This is a genomic window from Hymenobacter endophyticus (assembly GCF_032464715.1).
In the GTDB taxonomy this organism is placed as follows: Bacteria; Bacteroidota; Bacteroidia; order Cytophagales; family Hymenobacteraceae; genus Hymenobacter; species Hymenobacter endophyticus.
Map to the genome: position 1 here is coordinate 901,938 of NZ_JAWDJT010000002.1, position 16,201 is coordinate 918,138.

Consider the following 16,201-nt stretch of genomic DNA (forward strand, 5'->3'; position numbering starts at 1 on the left):
TTTCAGCGCGTTCAAAACTTTGGTATTGGCCAATGGGTTACGAAAAAACTAGCCTTCTGGATTGGACTTTCTCCGCCATTCTCTCGTATCTTCGGAGAGGGAATTGACTTTTACCGCGAATTACCTAGCATCGGACAGCTAAAAACCGCCCATTCAGGTACGCCAGGCCCGATTCCTAACTCCGCAACCACAACCACCCAATGGCCCTAAGATTCACTCTCACTGCTGCCCTGGTTTGGGCCGGATTGCTAGCCGCTCCGCTGCTGGGGCGTGCGCAGGGCACCGTTATCCTCACCGGCAAGGTGAGCGGGCGTACCGCCGACACGGTGGCCGTATCAATACGCGAGAATCCGCTGGATGTAAAGGAGCAGATAACCTACGCCCGCCTCGACAGCAAGGGCGAGTTCCGCTTGGCCCTCACGGTAAATGGCCCCACCCGCGCCGACCTGGTGTACGGCGACGACGTGGCCGATATGTTTCTGGAACCCGGCAACCAGTTGGAAGTGCGCTTCAAAGGTTCCGACTTGGCTACTTCGGTACGCTACAAGGGTAAAGGCGCCGAGGCCAATACCTTCCTGGCCGAAATGGACGATAAGTTTGTGGAGAATGATGGGTTTCAGGTGCTCCCTGACAATATCATGCTTTACGAGCAGCCCTTCCTTTCCTTTCTGGATTACCGTCGCAAAGAGGAAAACAAGTTTCTGGAGGATGGGGCCGAAGGACTGACGCCAGCGTTCAGGGAGTACGTGAAGGCTGAAATTGACTACAGCTACGCCAACGACCGATTAACTTTCCAGGATTTGCGGGAGCAGGTAGTAGCCACCGAAGGCCGGCTGAAAATGTCGCCTACCTACTACGGCTTCCTCGACGACAAAACCCTGATTAACAGCCCCACGGCGGTGCAGAGCGAGATGTACCAGGAGTTTTTGCTCAACTACATCCACCACTTGGCCGTCACCAGCGGTAAGCAGCGCTCCGACCCCGATTTCTACCAAGTATGCTACGACATGGCCAAAACCCAGTTGAGCGGTCCGGCCAAACCCATTGTAATGGGCCGGGTGCTGAAGGAATCGTTCCGGTTCGGGCACGTGAAGCAGTCGGCAGCTATGCTGGAGGATTTCCGCGCCGTAGATGGGCAAAACCAGTACTACCCGGTGCTGAAGCAGGATTTTGAAACGCACAAAGCCTTTGCCATCGGCTCACCGGCTCCTAATTTCCGGCTGGTTTCCACCACCGGCGACACGGTGACACTGAAACAGTTTGCCGGTAAGCTGGTGTACCTGAACTTCTGGCGTACCACCAGCGGCCTGGCCCTGCGCGACTTGCCCTACGAGGCGGAGCTGGCCAAAAAGTTTGAGGGTAAGAACATTGTGTTTCTGAATATTGCCCTGGATGAAAACGAAGGCGCCTGGAAACAGTTGGTAATCAGCAAGAAGCTGCCGGGTATGCACGTGCGCACGCCTGGCGGCATGCGCTCCGCCGTGGCCCGCGCATACGCCGTGCAGGACGTACCCAGCTACTTTCTGCTGGCCGAGGATGGGACCTTTCTCAACACCAAGCCCAAGCGCCTGAGCAGCCGCGCCGCCGTGGATGAAATTAAGGAGTCATTTGGGAAGGCCAATACCTACAGCAGCACGCTGCCAGCGGGGCGGTAGGCTGTTTCGTACTTTATTTTTCAAACAAGGCCTTTCGTCAAGCGGCGAAAGGCCTTGTTGTTTGTTGTAGGGCCGGCTCGTGTTCAAGCAAAGCCGGCAACGCAGGTTGTGCCTTACGGTATCAACCAGTGGCCCCGGGTCTTCAATCCGCTCGGAATGACAGGCACAGCCGCTTACCTTTACCTTTCGCATGGCCTCCCTCCTCACCGACGCGCTCAACTTCCTGTCAAAAGCTACTCCCGGCCGCCTCTGGAACGGGGCGCAGGTGGTGGGTGGCTACGCCCTGAGCAAGCTCACGGGTAAGGCGCGCCACTGGGGCCTGCCCGTGGCCCTGAGCTTCGAGCCTACTACCAGCTGCAACCTACGCTGCCCGGAGTGCCCCAGCGGCCTGCGCAGCTTCACGCGGCCCACCGGCATGCTGCCCGATGCGCTGTTCAAAAAGACCATTGATGAGGTGGCCTCCCGGCTCTGGTACCTGATTTTTTACTTCCAGGGTGAACCGTACCTGCACCCCAATTTTCTGGATTTGGTGCAGTATGCCAGCCGCAAGGGTATTTACACGGCTACCAGCACCAACGCCCACTACCTTAACGACAATAACGCCCGCCGCACTGTGGAATCGGGCCTCGACCGGCTGATTATTTCCCTGGACGGCACCACTCAGGATGTGTACCAGCAGTACCGCGTGGGTGGCAAGCTGGACAAGGTGCTGGAAGGCACCAAAAACCTGATAAAGTGGCGGCGGGAGCTGAAAAGCCAGACGCCCCGAGTGGTATTTCAGTTTTTGGTGGTGCGCCCCAATGAGCACCAGATTGAGGAAGCTAAACAGCTGGCCCGGGAGCTGGGCGTGGATGACGTGTGGTTCAAAACCGCCCAGATTTACGACTACAACAACGGCAGCCCCCTCATCCCCACCATCGACTACTACTCCCGCTACGAGAACAACCCGGACGGTACCTGGAGCATCAAAAACCGCCTGCTCAACCACTGCTGGAAGATGTGGCACAGCTGCGTAATTACCTGGGACGGGCTGGTGGTGCCCTGCTGCTTCGACAAGGACGCGGAATACCGCCTCGGCGACCTGCAAACCCAAACCTTTCGCCAGCTCTGGCACGGCACCAAATACCGCAACTTCCGCAGTGCTCTGCTCAAAGGCCGCGACCAGATAGATATGTGCCGCAACTGCACCGAGGGCACTAAAGTGTGGGGGTAGAGGTGAAACTGTGCAGTAATGAAATTGCGGATGAGCGAGCTAGGCAGTGAGCCCAAAGCCGTCATGCAAAGCGCAGCGCAGCATCTCGCGTGCTGATGTTATAGTAGTAACTCAACGTCAGCACGCGAGATGCTGCGCTGCGCTCTGTATGACGGCCTAAGTAACGATGAACATTTTTAGCCGCTTCACGAACGATGTAGCGACTATGTAGAGACGCGTACTTGCATCTCGGTAATCGGGCACGCGGCCCGGACGATGAGACGCCAGTATGCGTCTCTACACCGTTCCGGAAGCCGCTATTACTCCTCGCAGACTCTGGCAGCGGATATGCGGCGGAGCGCTTATCTTGGTAGGCATCTCCCCATTCGTTATTTCTATTCCATGTTTTCGACTACGCGCATCACGGCTATTCGCAAGAGTAAAGGCTTGTCGCAGGAGGTATTAGCGGAGCAGTCGGGGGTGAGTCTGCGCACCATTCAGCGGGTGGAGCAGGGCGAAACCGAGCCGCGCGGCTATACCCTGCAAGCCCTCGCTGCCGCCCTCGATGTTCCCCTTGAAGCCTTCCGGCTGGAACCCGAGCCGGCCGCTCCGGCCCCGCCCATACCCCCGGCCGCTGCCCCTCCCACCCTCCGCTCCGACCCCGATTTTCTGCAGCTGCTCAACCTGAGTGCGCTGAGCTTTCTGGTACTCCCCCTACTGAATATTCTCGTACCGTGGGCACTGTGGCGGAGCCGCCGACACACTACGGCACACGTAGCGGAGGTAGGCCGGCGGGTCTTGGGCTTTCAGATTCTGTGGCAGGTGGGCAGCTTCTTCGCCTTTATGCTGGTGCTGGTGGCCCAGATGCTGCTAGCCGGTTCGCACCGGGCCATTTTTCCCGCGTTGTACATCGGAATGGTGGTGCTTACCTACGGCTTTAACGTGCTGATGACAGGCTACTATGGTATGCAGCTGCGCAAGGGCAACCTGAATATTTATCCGACACGGTTGTAAATCGTAATTACGTATTATATTGAAAATCAGCAACATATTCACAATGGCGGGCAAATGACGGAAGAATGACGCAGGGCTGAGAGCAGACAACCCACACTTTTGGTGATATCAATCACCTGTTCCTGCTCTGCTATGAAAACCCTGTTTAAAGTTCTTCTCGTTCTGGCTGTGCTGTTGGCAGCAAGTGGCGTTGGCGGCTACTTCTACGCTCGTCAGGCTTTTGCTCCGCCGGCCAATCAGCTCACTGTATCCGGCCTGCCTGCTACTTCTACCTTCGTCTGGCAGGGAGATTCTATGGTTACACCGGCCCGGCCCCACGCGGTGCTGCTGGTGCCGGTGCAGCTGGCCGGGTGCCGCCGTACCTGCTACCTACAGTTTGATACCGGCGCTCCGTACACGGTATTCTACGCCAACCCGCTGGCCGCCCTGCGGGCCGCCTACCCCGCTACCCAAAATGCTTTGTTGCCCCAGCACGATACGCTCCGGGCCGTACGATTTGGGTTGGGCAACGCCCAGGTGTCGGTAGCCAAGGCGCCGGTGCTGCGCTACGGTGCCACCACCCTGCCCACCGACAGCACTGCTCCGTTCGTCATTGGCTCACTCGGGGCCGATGTGCTGGTGAACCAGGCGTTGGTTATCGACTTCCCCCGCCAGCGCTTCAGCCTCTACTCCCAGTTGCCCGACAGCCTCACCCAGCGGGCCCAGTTCACCAAGCTCAGCTTTGATAACCGCCGCGTACTGGTGCAGGCCACCGTGGAAAACGACCAGCAGAACTACCTGTTCGACTCGGGCAGCAGCGCATTCTCGTTGCTCACCAGCCAGGCCAAGTGGGAAAAGCTGGCCACTCCGGCCGCCACACCCACCGTATCGGGCGTGAACTCCTGGGGCAAAACCCTCAACGCTCACACCGTAGCCTCGGCTGCCGCTCTGCACATTGGCACCCAGGCACTGCCGCTGCATTCCGTTACGTACATCGATAATGTGAGCTTTTGGCAGCGGGCCCTCATGCAGGTTTCGGGCATGGGCGGCATGCTGGGCAACGAGGCCTTCACCCAGCACACTGTGCTGCTCGATGCCCAGGGTGGCCGCTTCGGAATAGTGCAGCCCTAGTAAGTTGGTGCTTCAAAAATCACTCTCAACAAGTATGGAACCTTGAAGCAGATGCGCGAATGGAGTAAAAACCAAGAGGGCGCGCCGAAAGATTTCGGCGCGCCCTCTTAGTGGATTAAGCAGGATTTTCTGCCTATTTGTGCTTCTTATCAAGGTTTTTGCCCAAGTCCTCTACCTGCTTCAGAAACTCCAGCGCGTCGGAGTCACCGTAGGTACCAAAGGCGGATGAAATAGTACCTTTCACGCCGTCAGTGGTTTGCAAAGCATACAGGATGGACATATCATCGGGGTTGCTTTCACCCTCAAAGCGGTAAAAGTCTACGATGGTTACCTCGTTAGGACCGTAGCTCTTGTCCCGGCCAGTATCCATGGTGTGCAAACGGCCATCTGTAACGCGGAAATCAGCGGTGAAGCCGTCCTTATTGAGTCGACGCTCTACGTTTACCAAGGTGCGTTCTTCTTCTTTATCCTGCATGGCGAGGGGTGTTTTAGGGAATAGGAGGGGATGCGGTCAGTAGAAATGCGGGGGCCACGAAAAAGCCCCCGTGCCGGGCTATACGTAGCCGGTACGGGGGCAGGTTATATCCGAGGGCAAGAATATTATACTGCTAGCTTCTAGTGCCCTCACGCGCCGCCGCCAGCTCAATAGTGCGCTGCAGACGATCTACGTCGATAACAGAGCAGGCCCCGCCGCACCCCTTGGCGCAGGCGGCTTGATCTTTGGAGAACCAGGCCCGCCAGAAAATCCGGCCCACGTACCAGGCCGCGCCGGCAAACAGTAGGGCAATGATGAGATACTGTATCCACATGATGCTCACAAAACTACGATGGGCGCTGGAAAGTTTATTAGCAAAGCAGCCTCCCCACTTTATTGTCGTCCTGAGTGCAGCGAAGGACCTTGTCACGTTGAAGCAAACCGCGCAACGTGACAAGGTCCTTCGCTGCACTCAGGACGACAAGTTTACTCTAATCCGCCTCGTTCCAGAACTCGCGGATGGTATCCTGCATTTCCTGGTGCACTAGGCCGTTGCTGGCTACCACTTGCCTGCCCGACAGCGGGTCACCGTCCTGCAAGAACTCCGTTACGCGGCCCCCGGCTTCACGCACCAGCAGAATACCGGCGGCCACATCGTAGGAGTTGAGGTTGAACTCGAAGAAGCCCTCGAAGCGGCCAGCAGCTACGTAAGCCAGGTCGGCGGCGGCGGAGCCTACGCGGCGCACTCCGTGGGAACGGCGCATGAACGAGCCCAGCACCTGCAGGTAATCGTCCATCAACTCGAATTTGGTGTAGGGGAAACCGGTGGCAATGAGGCTGTTGTTGAGGTCAGGCACGTCGGAAACGTGGATGGGCAGCTCGTTGCAGAATGCTCCGGCCCCCTTGGCCGCCCGGAAACACTCGTCGCGTACTACCTCGTACACCACGCCGGCTACCAGCTCATTGCCCTTCACCAGACCCACGCTCACGCAGTACACCGGCAGGCCGTGCACGAAGTTGGTAGTACCGTCCAGCGGGTCGATAATCCAGTTGTATTCCTCGGCCCGGTCGGCTCCTTCCGTACCTTCTTCGGTGATGAAGCCAGCCTCAGGCAGCACCTCGCGCAAGCCGGCTACCAGCAGCTTTTCGGTTTCCTTGTCCACGTACGACACCAGGTCGTGCACGCCTTTTAGCTCAATGTGGCTGCGGTTAAACGTGGCCGCCTCCTGGCGGATAAACTGGCCCGCGTGGCGTGTTACGGCCGCCAGCTGAAAGCTGATTTGATTGTAATCCATGAGTTGAAAAGAGTCTGTCTTTCGTGGCAGACTTTGGTTATGATGTAAGACGAACAGGCTCCCACTGCCCATCCGTCAGAATTTCCAGCTTGCCCCACTGCGGGTGCCCGGCCGAACGCCCTACTACGCGAACTGGCGAAATCCAGTCATGCTGGCACTCCGGCAACGGGTCCGTAATGGTCTGCCAGGCAGCGGGAGCAAGGTGGTAACGGGCCTGGGCTTCAGCTTCGGCGGCAGCGGCGGTTTCAAACCACTCGTCCCATAGGCAGCCAGCGTCTTCCAGGGTGTTGTAGCCGAACAGGTAGGCTCCGTGCTCATCCTCGTAAAGCATAAGGCGCTTCAGAGCGGGCTGCGGCACCGCCAGCAGAGCAATCTTACGCATTGGGCATTGCATTGGCTTTCCGCATCATCACGGCCCGCACCACCACCAGCACCAGCAGCAGCACCGCCAGCACCTGACAGGCGGGGCCCAGCAGCTCCCCGTGCCGCACATAGAACGTCAGCTCGGTGTTGAGGTGGACGGTGGCGCGGCTTATGGCGGGCACCCACCAGCCGGTTTGCTGCGTTATTTCGCCTTTCTGGTTGATGAAGCCAGAAATGCCGGTATTGGCGGAGCGAGCCACGTCGCGGCGGGTTTCGATGGCGCGCAGGGTGGCATACTGCAAGTGCTGCAAGTGCCCCGGCGAATCGGACCACCACCCGTCGTTGGTGATGATACCGATGAGCGTGGCCCCATTTTGGGCGTACTGGTTCACGAAGTCACCATACACCGACTCGTAGCAGATAACGGGGGCTACTTTGAGGGCCGGCGTGGCGGTTTGGTACACGGTGCGTTCTTCCTGGGAGCCCAGGCCGCCGGCCGTACCACCGAGGTCAATGACAAACATGCTCAGCCAGGGCGGCACCCCTTCTACGCCCGGTACTAACCGGCTTTTATGGTAGAACTGCGCCGGCCCTGGCAAGCGCACGGCCGCGTTGAAGATGTCGTAGTAGCCTAAGTCCTCCCGGAAGCGGGCGGTGGGGCTAGCCTTGGCTTTGTCGGGGCCGTACTGCTGCACGGAGGTAAGGCCGGTAATGAGCTCCAGGCCGGGGTGGCGGGTTAGCCAGGCGCGCAGGCGCTGCACTTTGGGGTAGCCCTCGAAGGTAGACTCGAAGTAGGTTTCGTCGAGGGAGGTTTCGGGCCAAAGCACCAGTTTGGTATTGGGCGTGAGATTCTGCTCGGTGAGGGTCAGCAGGCGGGTCAGCTGCTCATCATAGGATACGAACTTGGCGCCGCCCTCGAACTTCTCGTTGTAGGGGTCGATGTTGGGCTGCACGGCCAACACCTCCGCCGTTTCCCCTTTTTCCTGGTAACGGCTGCCGATGGCGTACGAAAGCAGAATAGGCAAACTGGCAGCCAGCAGTGCGTGGCCCCACCGTGGCCCCAGCTTCTGCCAGGGGGCAGTGCCTTGAGTGGTAAACCAAGCCCGGAATACCAGCAGGTTTACCACCCACATCCAGAGGGAGCCGCCCAGAAAGCCGGTGTACTCGTACCACTGCACCCACTGGTTGGCCTGGGCGAAGCCGTTGCCCAGCGTGAGCCAAGGCCAAGTGAGAAACCAATGCAAATGCAGCTGTTCGAAGGCAATCCAGAAAATAGGTAGCGAGGCGTAGCCCAGCTTGGGGCCGAAGTGCTTCTTGGTGAGGCGGAAGGCGATAAGCGGCAAACTCATAAGGGCGGCATTGGCCACCACGGCCGTAATTCCGCCACCCAACGTGCTGTAGCTCACCCAGTAAGTAGTAAATACGTTCCAGAGCAACAGCAGCAGGTAGCTATAGCGCCACACTTTCCAGCCGCTCGCGCTGCGCTGGGTGAGCAGGTGTTCCAGCGCCAAGTAAGGCACCCAGGCCACCAGCAGCACCGCCGCCAGTGGGGCCGGGTGTACCGGCCACCCCAGCCACAGCAGAAAAGCGCCCAGCAGCGCCAGCATAGTGGGTAGCCAGAAAGCCGGGGTTGTTGCGGCCGGAGCCACAGTAGGTGCTTTAGCTGGGTTATTCGTCACGGTCATCGTTCTTGTATCGGTCTTCTTTGGCGGGGCGCTCCTCCTTGCGGCCCTGCACCACCAGCACTATTTCACCTTTGATGGCAGCGCGGGCGGCAAAGTTGGCGGCCAGCTCGGTCAGGGGCGCAGTTACGGTTTCCTCGAACAGCTTGGTCAGCTCCCGGCTCACAGAAGCGGGCCGCTCGGGACCCAGCACCTCGGCCAACTGCTCCAGCGTTTTCACAATGCGGTGCGGCGACTCGTAGAAAATCATGGTGCGGTGCTCCTGGGTCAGCTCCTGCAGGCGCGTTTGGCGGCCCTTTTTTACCGGAAGAAACCCCTCAAACGTGAACCGTTCGGCCCCAAACCCCGATTTCAGCAAGGCCGGCACAAAGGCCGTGGCGCCCGGCAGGCACTCCACCTTGAAGCCCCGGGCCAGGCACTCCCGCACCAACAGAAAGCCAGGGTCGGAAATTCCGGGCGTGCCAGCATCCGATACCAGGGCCATGGTTTCGCCCTTCTCCAGCCGCTCCAGCAGGCGCTGTACTTGCTGATGCTCGTTGTGGAGGTGGTAGCTGAGCATGGGCTTTTTCAGGTTCAGATGCAGCAGCAGCCGGCCGCTGGTGCGGGTGTCCTCAGCCAGCACGGTATCCACCTCGCCCAGCACCCGAATGGCCCGCAAGGTTATATCTTCCAGGTTGCCGATGGGCGTGGGCACCAGGTATAGCAACGTCTTTTCTTGGGGTTCAGCCATAAAGGCAAAGGTAGTTGAGTTGTTAGTTGCTGGTTGTCGGTTGTCAGTATACTCCACACGTCATTCCGAGCGAAGCCGAGGAATCTCGCGTGCTGACGTCAGAGTTAGCATAACAATATCAACACGCGAGATTCCTCGGCTTCGCTCGGAATGACGACCTATCAATGCAGTTCTACCAAGTTCTATTTAACCTCTTCCCCGCCATAGTCGGCGGCCAGTTTGTCGATGGCGGCGGCCAGCTGATGGTCTTTGTCGGTTACGCGGTTGCCGGCGTCGTGGGTGCGCAGGCGGAAGCTGACCACGTTGTACTCGTTGCTCCACCAGGGGTGATGCTCCTGGTATTCAGATTCCTCGGCCACGTCGCTCATGAAGCTGAAGGCCATTTTGAAATCCTGGAAGCGGAAGGTGCGGGTGAGGGCATTGTCGGTTTCGGTCCACATAGTGGGGGGAAATTACAGGTTGCTGCGTACTTCCATCAGGGCGAAGCCCAGCAGGTTGAGGCCGGGCCACTCAGCAGGGTTAGCGGCCTGCGGGTGGTCTTGGGACAGGCCAATGCCCCAAATGCTGTCAACGGGACTCGCCTCTACCAATACCCGGCTGCCGGTACCCAGCAGAAACTCCCGCAATGCCGGGTGCTGGCTGAACTTGGCCAGGTTGCCACGCACCACAACACCAAACCGCTCGGCGTTCCAGGTAGGCTCGTCAAAGCCCTTCACCTTGCGGCCCAGCCGTTTAGCGGCATCGGGGTGCGGAGCCTGCAGGATGGCCTGGCGGGTGGCTTCATCCTGAAACAGCCGGGCTTTTTCGGCCATCATATAGTGTTCAGCGGTGACGTAGGTGTCGCCGTCGAGGGTGAACGGGGCCGGGTACCACTGGCTGAACACTTCTTTACCGAGGCTGCCTTTGCTGGTGTGGCCCCAGAAGAACAGGTATTTCACGGTTTCCCCGGCTGCCAAATGGCGTAGCAGGTCATCGACGGAGCGGATAGCAGGTAATGCGTTGGCAGACATAATAATAGCGCCGAATATTTGAGCAGGATACGGGCAAAGCTAAACCCAAATACGGGAACCGCAGTACACTTACCCTGTACTCTCTGCCCACCTCAACACCTCTTTTACTATGGCTATTGACCCTAACGACCGTCCCGTACGCGTCATCAACGACGATACAACTGAGCAGGAAATGGCAGCCGGCCACATCACGCCCGGCGGCGACCCACCCAAAAACGAAGCGGCCCGTGGGGGCTTCGGCAACCGGGAAGGCAAGGAAGGCTACGGCACCGACAGCGGCACCGGCATTTCGGCCGTTTCGGTGAACGAAGACACCGACAAGATTGAGCACCCCGCCGATAACATGCGCACCTCCGACGAAGGCCGCCCTGACCGCCCGAATCAGGATTTGCCCGCCGACGATGACCAGGACCTGGAAGCCCGCCGCCCCGTGGATGAGCTGGACTTAGACGACGCCCGCTCCGGCCGCGACGAAATGGAAAACCCTGACTCCCGGGTAGGCATGGGCCAAATGGAACCCAAAACCGGCACCAACGCCGACCTGGCCCGCCAAGGCACCAACGCTGACCTCACCGACCCCGACGCTTCCGATACGGCCATCATTCAGTAACGGCCCAGTCAGTTACCCATACGCACGGTCAACTTCTTTCACCTTACTACTCAGCATCATGGCACATCATAGTAGCGAAGCAAACCAGGAGTCTCAGGAAAAGCAGGAACGCAAAGCCGATATCGGCACACCGAAAGCGGATGCTTTACCAGCTGGCTCTCTGGATGAAAAGACGCAGGATCAGTTGGAGCAGGATGCGCTGGATGCGGGCCTCACCCACCCTAACCGCAACCCGCACAAGCCCGAACTGAATAAGCCCGGTTATTAATCAGCCTGCTATTTTTTCAAAAAAGCACCTGCGTGGGCAGGTGCTTTTTTGTGTAACCCGGTCACTCCTTCGCACTATGGCCCGCTACGTAACCACCGATTTGCACGGCTGCCTGCAGTCGTTCCAGCACCTTGTGGAGCAAAAACTTAAGCTGAGCCCCCAGGATGAGCTGTACGTGCTGGGCGACTACGTGAACAAAGGCCCTAATAGTCGGGGTGTACTTGACTATCTGATGCAGCTGCCGCAATGGGGCTACCGCGTTATCTGCCTGCGCGGCAACCACGACCAGGAGCTGCTGGACGCCGCCCAGGCCAACACCGCCCTCACCTGGGCTTCCACTACCGACCGGCAACTCACGCTTAATAGTTTTGGTGTAGAGAGGCTCGGGGATATTCCGACTCCTTACCTACGCTGGCTGCAGGAGTTGCCGTATCAGCTGGAAGTGCCGGGGTGGGTGCTGGTACACGCCGGTTTCAACTTTCGGCTGCCGCCCACCGAAATGCGCCAGGACTGGCACAGCATGCTCAACATTAAAGAGTTTGTGTTTGACGCCTCCCGCCTGCAAGGCCGCCGACTGGTGCACGGCCACGTACCCACGCCTACCGCTGAGGTGGAGGAGCGCGTGAAAGCCCGCACTGGCGCCATTGGCTTGGATACTGGCTGCGTGTACCGCCACAATCCGGAATTGCGCCACCTGGCCGCCTTCAACTTGGATACCGAGGAGTTGATTCTGCAGCCCAACATTGAACCTGACTACCCGATTGGGGTGAAGTAAAAACTTAGGAAAAGAAGTAAAAAGTCAAAGTGCTGACGAAGCCCCGATAAAGGCAACTTCAGCACTTTGACTTTTTACTTCTTCTCCTTGACTTACGCATCACCTATTCCTGGGGCAGAGCATTGGAACGCAGAAGCTGGCGGGCAGCTTCCTGGTAAGGGTTACGGGCGTCGTTGGCTACGGCGCGCAGCGTGTTGCGGGCGGCCGTAATCTGCTGGTTGCGCCAGTAGGCCATGCCCAGGTGGTAGCGGGCCCGCTTCTCCAGTCGGGAACCCGACTGCATGGCCACCCGCCGCAGAAACGGCTGGGCCGCCCGCACTTGCTCCGGCTCATTCTGGCTGAGCAGAAAAATTCCGCTGTAATAGGTGAGGGTATCCTGCCCCAGGGAGCTGGTAGGCACCCGCCGTAAGGTATATAAGGCCGGCGTGTAGTGCCCGTCACGGTACTGGCGCATGGCCTCTGCCAGCAAAGGCCGACGACTCTCCTGAATTACTTCATCCATAAGACCAGCCTCGGGCACGTAATAGCGCGACCAGGCCGTTTCGAGGTCGGGAGTGGCCGGGCGCATCAGAAACCACCAAACGGCCAGCATAGCTACTACGCTTACAGCCACTACCACGCCCCACTGCCGCTGCAAGCGGCGCTGCCGCCGCTTAATGCGCGTGAGAGCATCCTGCCGCTGGTCTAGGCGCCGGTCGAGGGCCAGCAGACGCTGGTAGAGGGTCTCGTGGCCGGCTACCCAGCGCAGGTCGGCGGCTAGCTGCTCGTAGGCCTGATAGGCCTGGTACAGGGCTGGGTCTTTCTCCAGGCGCACTTCAAAGGCCTCTTGCTCAGCAGTGTTCATCTGCCCATCGGCAAAGCGTTCCAACTCGTCGAGGTAGGGGCGCAGGTCGGCAACAGGAGGGGTCATTGAGGCAAGGTGAGCAGAGGGCAGGTAGGCCGGATAGCCAACCGGCCAGCGCGGTAGTATATAGAACGACTAGGGTTGCAGTGGGCTAAGCTACGCAGAAGCTGGCACTGAGGGTTAACTGACGGCTTCGGTGCGCAGGCGCAACTCATAGAGTTTGCGCAGGGAAATGGACTTCTGCATCCGGGCCACGTTGGCATTGGCAAAGCCCATCTTGCCCGATACCTTCTCAAAGTTGTAGCCCCGGAAGTAGAAGTACATCAGCATTTTCTGGGAGTCGAGGGCCAGTTGGCGGAACAGGCCCAGCAGCTGCTGGCGGCGGCCGGCTTCGGCTACCGGCAGCACGGCCGTGGTGCGGGCCGCCCGCATTTGCTCATCGGCCATGCCGTACACGTAGGCCCGCAAATCGGGGGGCAGCTTGGTCAGGCGACCATCGGCGGCCTGGTCATAAAACTCTACCAGCACGGTGCGCAGCAGCTCGTGGGCGGGGGCCGCTTCCAGCTGGTGCTGCCGCCGGGCCCAGCGCGCGAACAAGTCCCGGTTTTCCTCATAAAATGTAATCAGAAACGACTGATTGCCGATGCGGAGGCTGGTCAGGACTTCGGCGAGCTGCTGGGGCGTGTTCATACGGGCAAGATACGAGAGAACCATGATTAGGTGACAAGCTCAACCACAGCAACAGCCACGAATAAGAGCACATAAAAGGGCTGCCCCTGGGAGCAGCCCTTTCACTTGTAGTATAGTATGCGGCGGTTATTTCAGAAAGCGGCGCACCGTGGTTTGGCCGTTGGGCCGCACCACTACCAAGGAGTAAATGCCGCCCGGGAGCTTGCTCACATCCACGGTGCCGTGGCCCAGCTTGCCGGAAGCCAGTGTGTGGCCGTACTCATTGATAATGCGGTAACTGCTACCCTTAAGAGGAGTTTCTGAGGTCAGTTGCAGCTGATCAACTACCGGGTTAGGATATAAGGCCAAGCTAAGCTGGTCATCGGCGGGCTGGCGGGTAATGGCTGCCGTACTGGTAGTGCGCGCGGCTGTGCCGCTGCGGCTGATGCGCACCCAGTTGATGTTCCAGCCCCCGCTCTGGGCGTAGATGCCGAAGTTGTAGGTGCCGGCGTTGATGGTCACGGTTTTGGATACGGTCATCCAGGTTTGCCAGCCGCCGGTGCCGGGGATGGTGGAGTTGCCGAACTGGATGCCCCCGGCATTCAAATCCGAGGAGATGGTACCTCCGCTGCCCCCGCTGGCTACGCGGTACTCAATGGTGTACTGGCCGGTGGTGGGGAAGTTGATGTTGTTCCATACTAGGTAGTCGCCCGCGTCCACGTAGCCCATGTTCTGGCCCCCTCCCGCGTCGGTGGTGGTTTCCACCGTCATACCGTTGTTTACGTTGGCGGCTTCGGCCTGCAGGGTTACGCTGAAGGTGCTGGCAGTGGCCGTACGCACGCGCACTGAAGTGGCTTTGTCGTTCCAGTTACCGGTGCTCAGGGCGTTATTTACCAGGCAGCTGTTGCCCGCGCTACCCACCGTGAGGGAGGCCCCGGAGTAGTTGTCGTTTTCGTAGAGCACCACTTCGTAGCCGCTGTTTACCCGCAAGGAGGAAATATCATCGTTGAGGATGCCCCGGCTTTGCAACGCGCTCAGGGTGTAGTCGCCTGCGGGCAGGGCTACGGCCGTGCCGGTGTAGTTGCAGTCCTTATACACGGTAGCCACGCCGGTGCCGCCGCCCGTACTCTGGCCCGCGAAACCGCCCCAGGTAGCCGTTACCTGCGTGGGCTGCGGGGTTTGCAAGGTGGCCGACTGGTCGTTCACATCGTCGTAGGCGAAGCCGTAGCTTTTATTGTCGTAGCTCACGCCGGGCAGGTGCCAGAAGCGGGCGTAGTAGTTCATGGGCGCTGCCTGGTAGTACTTGCTGGCATCGTAGAAGTTCTGCTGGCCGGGGCTGGCGGTAGTCACGTCAATTACGTGGCGGTTGATGGCGGCCGTAATCTGGGCCTGCACCACCAGGTCACAGTCCCCGTCACTTACGCGGTTATCCAGCAGGCCCTTGCCCTCGAACGCCATCTGGGTAGTAGGGCGGCCGTTGATGATGCCCGTGCGGCCGGCAAAAGCCCCGCTCTGGCCCACCACCGTCAGCCGGTCGTTACCATCAATGCGGCCCTTGAACACGCCCGCGTTGCCGGCGTAGAAAATCAGGTCCGTGCTCTTGTACTTGTTCCAGATGGCGTCGATGTAGCTCTTGAAATACTGGCCGTAGGCGCCGGTGGGCGTGCCGTTGGTCCCGTCGCCGAAGGCGGCCGTTTTGCTGGGGAAGGTGATGACGCCGGTCGTGTTGTTCACGGTGCCCTGAAACTCAGTGGGCACGTTGGCCTTGTAGCGGCTCACGATTTCGGAGGCCGTCAGCAGCTCCCCGGTTTTCTGGTACACGTTGTTGTTGCCGCGCAGCTCCAGGCCCATGGGGTAATTGAAGGCGTCGACGCGGGTGGTGTTGCCAAAGAAGCCATACTGGTTGTTGGTCAGCTCAATGTTCTCGTGCACAATGCCCTGGTTCGGGTCGCTGGCGTTTTGCAGGTTGGGCCCGGCGTAGCCGCTGGGTGCCCCATTGGCCCCGAAAAAGTACAGGTACAGCTGCTGCCCCCGCGAAATGTACACCCGGCAGCCGGCAATGTAGGGCAGCCGGAACGTGCGGCCCGGGATGGTGCTGAGGCGAAAAAAGCAGGCGGCGTACTTTGAGTTCTGGCCCGGTCCGGTGTTGCCGTTGATGGTGGGGCCGGTTACGGTGTTGTAACTGCTGCTCATGGGCAGCACCTGGCTGTTGGTGGGGTTTACCCACACGTGGTTGCCGTTGGTGTCAATGCCCACAATGCCCACCCACAGGTCGGCATCCGGGGTGGTAGAGTTGTTGTTGATGGTGAAAGGCAAGCTGGTGTTCTGGGCCCAGGCCAGCAGCGGAAGCAGGTTGCTCAGCACCAGCAGGCACCAGGCAAAAAGAGTACGGTTTTTCATGGGTAGGAATTTGGTTGTGTGGAAAGTGGAAATGGACGGTTTTGCTCCCAGTCACAGGACTGGGAGCCCGCCAAAGTAGCGTACCACAACCAGCTGAAAAACTGTGTTT

18 protein-coding genes are annotated in these 16,201 nt (G+C 59.2%); 7 read left to right on the forward strand and 11 right to left on the reverse strand.

Annotation, left to right across the window (positions count from 1 at the left end):
* Positions 1-200 precede the first annotated feature (200 nt).
* From ROI90_RS06200 to ROI90_RS06215, 4 genes are all read left to right on the forward strand, one after another.
* Positions 201-1,655 (forward strand): TlpA family protein disulfide reductase, encoded by a 1,455-nt coding sequence (locus ROI90_RS06200; RefSeq protein ID WP_315997462.1) that lies wholly within the window; start codon positions 201-203, stop codon positions 1,653-1,655.
* A gap of 190 nt (positions 1,656-1,845) precedes the next feature.
* Entirely contained in the window at positions 1,846-2,868 is a 1,023-nt protein-coding gene (locus tag ROI90_RS06205) for an SPASM domain-containing protein (protein ID WP_315997463.1), read from the forward strand.
* A gap of 381 nt (positions 2,869-3,249) precedes the next feature.
* Positions 3,250-3,861, forward strand: coding sequence for a helix-turn-helix domain-containing protein (locus ROI90_RS06210; RefSeq protein ID WP_315997464.1), 612 nt, complete (start codon positions 3,250-3,252; stop codon positions 3,859-3,861).
* A 132-nt stretch (positions 3,862-3,993) separates the two neighbouring features.
* Complete coding sequence (locus tag ROI90_RS06215; RefSeq protein WP_315997465.1) at positions 3,994-4,971, forward strand: hypothetical protein; 978 nt, start codon at positions 3,994-3,996, stop codon at positions 4,969-4,971.
* Positions 4,972-5,104: 133 nt separating this feature from the next.
* On the opposite strand, the gene ROI90_RS06220 is transcribed toward ROI90_RS06215, so the two are convergent.
* The 8 genes from ROI90_RS06220 to ROI90_RS06255 all read right to left on the reverse strand — a co-directional run bounded on the left by ROI90_RS06220 (position 5,105) and on the right by ROI90_RS06255 (position 10,526).
* On the reverse strand, positions 5,105-5,446 hold the full coding sequence (locus ROI90_RS06220) for a hypothetical protein (protein WP_315997466.1): 342 nt from the start codon (positions 5,444-5,446) through the stop codon (positions 5,105-5,107).
* Between the two features lie 133 nt (positions 5,447-5,579).
* Positions 5,580-5,780 carry a hypothetical protein gene (locus ROI90_RS06225; protein ID WP_315997467.1) on the reverse strand — a complete coding sequence of 67 codons (201 nt, stop codon included), beginning with the start codon at positions 5,778-5,780 and terminating at the stop codon, positions 5,580-5,582.
* 157 nt (positions 5,781-5,937) lie between these two features.
* Positions 5,938-6,741 (reverse strand): inositol monophosphatase family protein, encoded by an 804-nt coding sequence (locus ROI90_RS06230; RefSeq protein ID WP_315997468.1) that lies wholly within the window; start codon positions 6,739-6,741, stop codon positions 5,938-5,940.
* A 37-nt stretch (positions 6,742-6,778) separates the two neighbouring features.
* A complete protein-coding gene (locus ROI90_RS06235) occupies positions 6,779-7,123 on the reverse strand; it encodes a hypothetical protein (RefSeq protein WP_315997469.1) in 345 nt (114 codons plus the stop codon).
* A complete protein-coding gene (lnt, locus tag ROI90_RS06240; protein ID WP_315997470.1) occupies positions 7,116-8,789 on the reverse strand; it encodes an apolipoprotein N-acyltransferase in 1,674 nt (557 codons plus the stop codon). The genes ROI90_RS06235 and lnt overlap by 8 nt, the downstream gene beginning before the upstream one ends.
* Positions 8,773-9,516 carry a 16S rRNA (cytidine(1402)-2'-O)-methyltransferase gene (gene rsmI / locus ROI90_RS06245; RefSeq protein WP_315997471.1) on the reverse strand — a complete coding sequence of 248 codons (744 nt, stop codon included), beginning with the start codon at positions 9,514-9,516 and terminating at the stop codon, positions 8,773-8,775. Before rsmI ends, lnt begins: the two co-directional genes overlap by 17 nt.
* Positions 9,517-9,698: 182 nt before the next feature.
* Positions 9,699-9,956 (reverse strand): 4a-hydroxytetrahydrobiopterin dehydratase, encoded by a 258-nt coding sequence (locus tag ROI90_RS06250; RefSeq protein ID WP_315997472.1) that lies wholly within the window; start codon positions 9,954-9,956, stop codon positions 9,699-9,701.
* A gap of 12 nt (positions 9,957-9,968) precedes the next feature.
* Complete coding sequence (locus ROI90_RS06255; RefSeq protein WP_315997473.1) at positions 9,969-10,526, reverse strand: NADAR family protein; 558 nt, start codon at positions 10,524-10,526, stop codon at positions 9,969-9,971.
* A gap of 109 nt (positions 10,527-10,635) precedes the next feature.
* Here ROI90_RS06255 and ROI90_RS06260 point away from each other — a divergent pair, with 109 nt between their 5' ends.
* The 3 genes from ROI90_RS06260 to ROI90_RS06270 all read left to right on the forward strand — a co-directional run bounded on the left by ROI90_RS06260 (position 10,636) and on the right by ROI90_RS06270 (position 12,179).
* Positions 10,636-11,136: a hypothetical protein gene (locus ROI90_RS06260; protein ID WP_315997474.1), complete on the forward strand. Its 501-nt coding sequence runs from the start codon at positions 10,636-10,638 to the stop codon at positions 11,134-11,136.
* A gap of 58 nt (positions 11,137-11,194) precedes the next feature.
* The gene (locus ROI90_RS06265) at positions 11,195-11,404 is read left to right on the forward strand and encodes a hypothetical protein (protein ID WP_315997475.1); all 210 of its coding nucleotides are present in this window, start codon (positions 11,195-11,197) and stop codon (positions 11,402-11,404) included.
* 76 nt (positions 11,405-11,480) lie between these two features.
* Positions 11,481-12,179: a metallophosphoesterase family protein gene (locus ROI90_RS06270; protein WP_315997476.1), complete on the forward strand. Its 699-nt coding sequence runs from the start codon at positions 11,481-11,483 to the stop codon at positions 12,177-12,179.
* 103 nt (positions 12,180-12,282) lie between these two features.
* Here ROI90_RS06270 and ROI90_RS06275 read toward each other — a convergent pair whose 3' ends face one another.
* The 3 genes from ROI90_RS06275 to ROI90_RS06285 all read right to left on the reverse strand — a co-directional run bounded on the left by ROI90_RS06275 (position 12,283) and on the right by ROI90_RS06285 (position 16,092).
* Entirely contained in the window at positions 12,283-13,089 is an 807-nt protein-coding gene (locus tag ROI90_RS06275) for a hypothetical protein (protein ID WP_315997477.1), read from the reverse strand.
* 114 nt (positions 13,090-13,203) lie between these two features.
* The gene (locus ROI90_RS06280) at positions 13,204-13,713 is read right to left on the reverse strand and encodes a hypothetical protein (RefSeq protein ID WP_315997478.1); all 510 of its coding nucleotides are present in this window, start codon (positions 13,711-13,713) and stop codon (positions 13,204-13,206) included.
* 126 nt (positions 13,714-13,839) lie between these two features.
* Positions 13,840-16,092, reverse strand: coding sequence for a beta-1,3-glucanase family protein (locus ROI90_RS06285; protein WP_315997479.1), 2,253 nt, complete (start codon positions 16,090-16,092; stop codon positions 13,840-13,842).
* Between the last annotated feature and the right edge of the window lie 109 nt (positions 16,093-16,201).